This is a genomic window from Stenotrophomonas sp. UBA7606 (genome assembly GCF_002477705.1).
Classification (GTDB): Bacteria; Pseudomonadota; Gammaproteobacteria; order Xanthomonadales; family Xanthomonadaceae; genus Stenotrophomonas.
This window is the reverse complement of the sequence record NZ_DLJW01000102.1, coordinates 1-5288: the sequence shown is the minus strand read 5'-3', so window position 1 is coordinate 5288 and position 5288 is coordinate 1. Positions and strand designations below refer to the sequence as shown.

Annotated in this window: 3 protein-coding genes; 2 read left to right on the top strand and 1 reads right to left on the bottom strand. The window is 66.0% G+C overall.

Annotated elements, in window-relative coordinates; translation table 11 throughout:
• Nucleotides 1-210 precede the first annotated feature (210 nt).
• Nucleotides 211-1842 carry a family 43 glycosylhydrolase gene (locus B2527_RS12395; protein ID WP_293713947.1) on the top strand — a complete coding sequence of 544 codons (1632 nt, stop codon included), beginning with the start codon at nucleotides 211-213 and terminating at the stop codon, nucleotides 1840-1842.
• 7 nt (nucleotides 1843-1849) lie between these two features.
• Here B2527_RS12395 and B2527_RS12390 read toward each other — a convergent pair whose 3' ends face one another.
• Nucleotides 1850-3118 (bottom strand): amino acid permease, encoded by a 1269-nt coding sequence (locus tag B2527_RS12390; protein ID WP_293713945.1) that lies wholly within the window; start codon nucleotides 3116-3118, stop codon nucleotides 1850-1852.
• A gap of 221 nt (nucleotides 3119-3339) precedes the next feature.
• Between B2527_RS12390 and B2527_RS12385 the strand changes: the two genes are divergently transcribed.
• Nucleotides 3340-5157 carry a DUF885 family protein gene (locus B2527_RS12385; protein ID WP_343124757.1) on the top strand — a complete coding sequence of 606 codons (1818 nt, stop codon included), beginning with the start codon at nucleotides 3340-3342 and terminating at the stop codon, nucleotides 5155-5157.
• Nucleotides 5158-5288: the final 131 nt, after the last annotated feature.

Below are 5288 nucleotides of genomic sequence, written 5' to 3'. Positions count from 1 at the left end.
CAACCTACTGAGAGATCACAGCTAGGCGATTGCGCACGGCCTCGACTGGGCCACGCTGCTTTCAAGCGCAACTTTCAACGCATGCCCGCGAACACGGGCATTGCGTCACAGCCCCATCTGCGGCCTTGCTGCTCCGGCCTGCGCGACGGCTACACTCACCTGTTCATGGCTGCACGGCCGCAGCCTCCAGACGAGTGAGAACCACAGCGCATGCCAGAGACGTCACGTCGCGACCTGTTCAAAGCCCTTGCCGCAGGTGCGCTGGTGGCACCGCTGTCAGCACTGGCGGCACCCGCTGCGGTCGAAGCCGCCTGCAGCCCGGTCATACCGCGCTGGGGCCGCGGCCCGGAAGGGCAGCGCAGCGCCGATCTGGGTGACGGCACCTATCTGAATCCCATCGTCGCCGGCGACCACCCCGACCCCAGCATCCTCAAGGATGGCGACGATTACTACATGACGTTCTCGTCGTTCTATTCCTATCCCGGGCTGGTGATCTGGCATTCCACCGACCTGGTCAACTGGGCACCGATCGGGCCCGCCCTGCACAGGACGCTGGGCGATATCTGGGCGGTAGACCTGTGCAAGCACGGCGACCGCTATTACATCTATCTGCCGGCCAACCCCACCGGCAACGGCTGGTCGATCTTCGTGATCTGGGCTGACAACATCGCCGGCCCCTGGAGCGAGCCGGTGGACCTGAAGATCGAAGGCTGCATCGATCCGGGGCATATCGTTGGCGAGGACGGCAAGCGCTATCTGTTCGTCAATGGCATCCGCCGCGTACGCCTGCGCGATGACGGCCTGGCCACCGACGGTGCATTGGAGCCAGCCTACAGCCCGTGGCACTACCCGGACGACTGGGTGACCGAGAACTTCGCCCCGGAAGGCCCCAAGCTGCTGCGTCATGGCCAGTGGTTCTACCTGGTGACGGCCGTCGGTGGCACTGCCGGCCCGGTCACCGGCCACATGGTGATTGCCGCGCGCTCGCGCTCCATCCATGGGCCTTGGGAACACTGCCCGCACAATCCGCTGGTACGTACCCTGTCCGAAGCTGAGCCGTGGTGGTCGCGCGGCCATGCCACCCTGGTGGAAGGGCCGGCCGGGGATTGGTGGATGGTGTACCACGGCTATGAAAATGGCTTCCGCACGCTTGGCCGGCAGACCTTGCTGGAGCCTATTGCCTGGACCGAGGACGGCTGGTTCCGCGCGCGGGGCGGCGATCTTTCGCGGCCCTTGCCCAAGCCGGCCGGCGGCAAGCCAAGCACGGGCGGATTCGCGCTGTCCGATGACTTCAGCAAAGACCGTTTCGGCACGCAATGGGCGTTTCATAACCCCGGCCCCAACGAATGCCAACGTGCACGCTACGGCGATGGCCGCCTGCATCTGCAGGCCAGTGGCAGCTCGCCGATCGACAGTTCACCGCTGACCTGCGGCGTGCCGGATCGCTCCTACGAGGTCGAGGTGACATTGGAGCCTGCGCCGGGTGCCGAGGCCGGCTTGCTGCTGTACTACAACAACAAGGCCTTCGTCGGCGTCGGCTTTGCCGCCGACAGCATCAAGAACTTCCAGTACGCCGAGGAGCTGGTGTGGGCGCGCGCGCCGCGCAAGCCGGGGCCGGTGCGGGTAAGGCTGAGCAATGTCGAGAATGTGGTGACCTTCCACTACTCGCACGACGGGGGACGCAGTTGGCAGTTGCATCCCACCCGCATGGAAGTCTCCGGCCTGCATCACAACGTGTTTGGCGGATTCCTCAGCTTGAAGCTGGGCATCTACTGCGCGGGCAGCGGCGAGGTGGCGATCCGCGATTTCCGCTATCGCAGCCTGACGGCGCCAGCGCGATGAGCGTGGCTCAGCGCCGGCGCAGCCCGAAGTAGATCGGCAGGCCGGCTGCGATCAATACCACGCCCCACAGCAGCGCTTCGCTGCCGATGCCGCCGATGGCATAGAGGCTGAACACCAACGCGCCTGCCGCGGCGATGCGTGAGACGACGCCGCTGCCGCGCCACAGCCAGGCGGCGGCGCCGGCGAGGTAGGGCAGCAGGGTGGCGGCGGTGGACAGCAGCACCGAGAACTTGAACAGGTCCACCAGCGAGCGGTTGTAGTTGCAGATCACCAGCACCGTGGCCAACAGGCAGCTGACAATCACGCCGAAGGCCGGTGCACCGCGCTTGTTTTCGCGGGCAAATGCCCGCGGCAGCACGCCATCGCGGGCCGCGGCCATCGGCAGTTGCGCTGACAGCAGGGTCCAGCCATTGAGGGCGCCCACACAGGAGATGGCCATCACCACGGCCAGCAACATGCCGGCGGTAGGCCCCCCCAGGGCGGCGGCAGCATCGGCCATCGGCGCGCTGGACCGGGCCAGCACATCGGCCGGCAGCAGGCCCAGCACGGTGGTGCAGGCCAGCACCGTGGCGATGCCGGCGATGGCGGTGCCGGCGACGGTGGCGCGGGCCACGGTGCGCGGTGCGTCGTCCACCGAATCGGCCGGCACGGTGGCCGCTTCCAGGCCGATCATCGCCCACAGGGTCAGTGCGACGGTGGCGCCGGCCACGCTGCTCAGGGACTCGCCGGAGGGGTTGAACGGGACGTAATGGCGGGTGTCCACCAGCCATAGCGCGACCAGCCCGAACATCAGCAGCGGCACCACTTTCAGCACGGTGGTCAGCAACTGCAGGCGGCCGGCCTCGCGCACACCGAGCAGATTGACCCCGGCGCAGGCCCAGAGCGCTACCAGGCCACAGGCCGCCGCCCGCACCGGGGTAGCGGTCAGGGCCGGGAAAATCGCGCCGATGCTGCCGGCAAACGCCACCGCGATGGCGGCGATGGCGCACCACATCGAGATCCAGTAGCTCCAGGCCACCATGAAGCCGGGCAGCTCGCCGAACGCATTGCGGGCGAATACATAGGGGCCGCCGGTCTGTGGCCAGCGCTTGGCCAGCTGCGCGAAGGTGACCGCCAGCAGCAGTGCGCCGCACAGGGTGATGCCCCAGCCGATCAGGGTGGCGGCGCCATAAGGGGCGAGGGTGGCGGGCAACAGGAAGGTGCCGGAGCCGATCATGCTGCCCACAACCAGGGCGGTAGCGGACCAGAAGCCCAGGGGGCGGCGCGAAGTAGTCATAGATACGGCTGGATACGGCAGATGCGGGGCCGGGCACAGGGCTGCCGGGCCAGCATGAACAAAAGGAGGGCAGGCGCGGAGCGGCTGCGGCTGGGGGCGGATTATGACCGGTTGCGGGCGCGACCGCGATGCTGGCTGAGGCGGGAGTGACCTTTGGCCCTTCCCGATATCGACAGTTCGACTGACGCTGGCAGCATTGTTTCCCCGGTTGAGAACCCCTGATGACTATCCGCCCGTTGGCATTTGCCGTTTCCCTGTCGTTGGCTGCCGTATTGGCCGCTTGCAGCCCGTCCTCGCAGCCTGCCGCCGGCGACAGCAACGCGCAGGCACCGCAGGCCGACAAGGCCGCGCAGCTGAACCAGCTGTATGCCGACTATTGGGAAGGCGTGCTCAAGCTGAACCCGCTGCAGGCCACCTTCCAGGGTGACAACCGCTACAACGACCAGTTGCCGGATTTCGGCTCGGCCGAGTTCCGCAAGCAAAGCCATGACTTCACCCAGGAGTGGCTGGACAAGGTGCAGAAGATCGGCGACGCCGGCCTGGCCGGGCAGGACCTGCTCAGCTACCGCATCTTCGTCGAGGAGCAGGAGCAGTCGCTGGAAGGGGAGAAGTTCCCGGGCTGGATGATGCCGGTCAACCAGATGGGCTCCACCGTCAGCTATGCGGTGATGTTGGGTTCGGGCCAGGTGGCGCAGCCGTTCAAGACGGTCAAGGACTACGACAACTGGCTGGCGCGTGCGGCGCGCATCCCGGTGCTGCTGGCGACCGAGAACGCCAATATGCGCGAAGGCATGAAGGCCGGCGTGGTGCAGCCGCGCGTGCTGATGGAAAAGGTGGTGCCGCAGTTCGACGACATCATCACTGCCAAGGCCGAGGACAGCCAGTTCTGGGGGCCGATCAAGCAGATGCCGGCCGACTTCTCGCAGGCCGACAAGGACCGCCTGACCGAGGCCTTCCGCACGCTGATCAACGACACGTTGATGCCGGCGATCAAGCAGCAGCGTGACTTCATCGCCAACGATTACCTGCCGGCCACCCGCGACACCGTGGGCCTGGATTCGCTGCCCGACGGCAAGGCCTGGTATGCCTTCAACGCCAAGCAGAGCACCACCACCGCGCAGACCCCGGAGCAGATCCACGAGATCGGGCTGGCTGAAGTGGCGCGCATCCATGGCGAAATCCAGAAGGTGATGGCCGAGGTGGGCTTCAAGGGCTCGCTGCAGGACTTCTTCAAGTTCATGCAGAACGACAAGCAGTTCGAGTTCAAGTCCGAGCCGGCACTGCTGGAGCACTATCGCGGCTTGGAAGCCAAGATCAATGCCAATGTGCCCAAGCTGTTCTCGCTGACCCCGAAGGCCGGCTTCGAGATCCGCCCGATCGAGGCGTTCCGTGCCAAGTCGGCCGCCGGTGGTGAGTACATGCAGCCCAGCGAAGATGGCAGCCGCCCGGGCATCTTCTACGTGAACACCTACGACTTGCCGACGCGCAAGACCTGGGACGCCGAAGACCTGTTCCTGCATGAAGCCATCCCGGGCCATCACTTCCAGCTTGCGTTGCAGCAGGAGCTGAAGGGCGTGCCGGCGTTCCGTCGCTTTGGTGGCGAAACCGCCTTCATCGAAGGTTGGGGCCTGTATGCCGAGAGCCTGGGCAAGGACCTGGGCGTCTACACCGACCCGTACAGCTACTTCGGTCGCCTGCAGGGCGAGCTGTGGCGTGCGGTACGCCTGGTGGTGGACACCGGCCTGCACTCCAAGGGCTGGACCCGCCAGCAGGTGCTGGACTACATGTTCGCCAATTCCTCGGTGAGCGAGCCTGATGCGGTTGCCGAAGCCGAGCGTTACATCGCCTGGCCGGGCCAGGCACTGGCTTACAAGACGGGTGAACTGAAGATCCAGGAACTGCGCAAGCGCGCGCAGGACAAGCTGGGCGCCAAGTTCGACATCCGCGAGTTCCACGCCGAAGTGCTGAAGGACGGCTCGGTGCCGCTGGACGTGCTGGACGAAAAGCTCGACGCCTGGATCGCCGAAAAAGCCAAGTAAGCGACCCTGCCGCCTACAGGTAGTGCCGAGCCATGCTCGGCATTGGCCTTGCCGACAATGCCTCGGATCTGCCGCAGGCGAAATTGCCGCTCCTGCCTTGGGTTTACAAGGAAACCCCTGCCGAGCATGGC

Excerpts from the sequence above, each read along its gene's own strand:
- B2527_RS12395 (WP_293713947.1), top strand. The coding sequence starts at position 211 with ATGCCAGAGACGTCACGTCGCGACCTGTTCAAAGCCCTTGCCGCAGGT.
- B2527_RS12390 (WP_293713945.1), bottom strand. The coding sequence starts at position 3,118 with ATGACTACTTCGCGCCGCCCCCTGGGCTTCTGGTCCGCTACCGCCCTG.
- B2527_RS12385 (WP_343124757.1), top strand. The coding sequence starts at position 3,340 with ATGACTATCCGCCCGTTGGCATTTGCCGTTTCCCTGTCGTTGGCTGCC.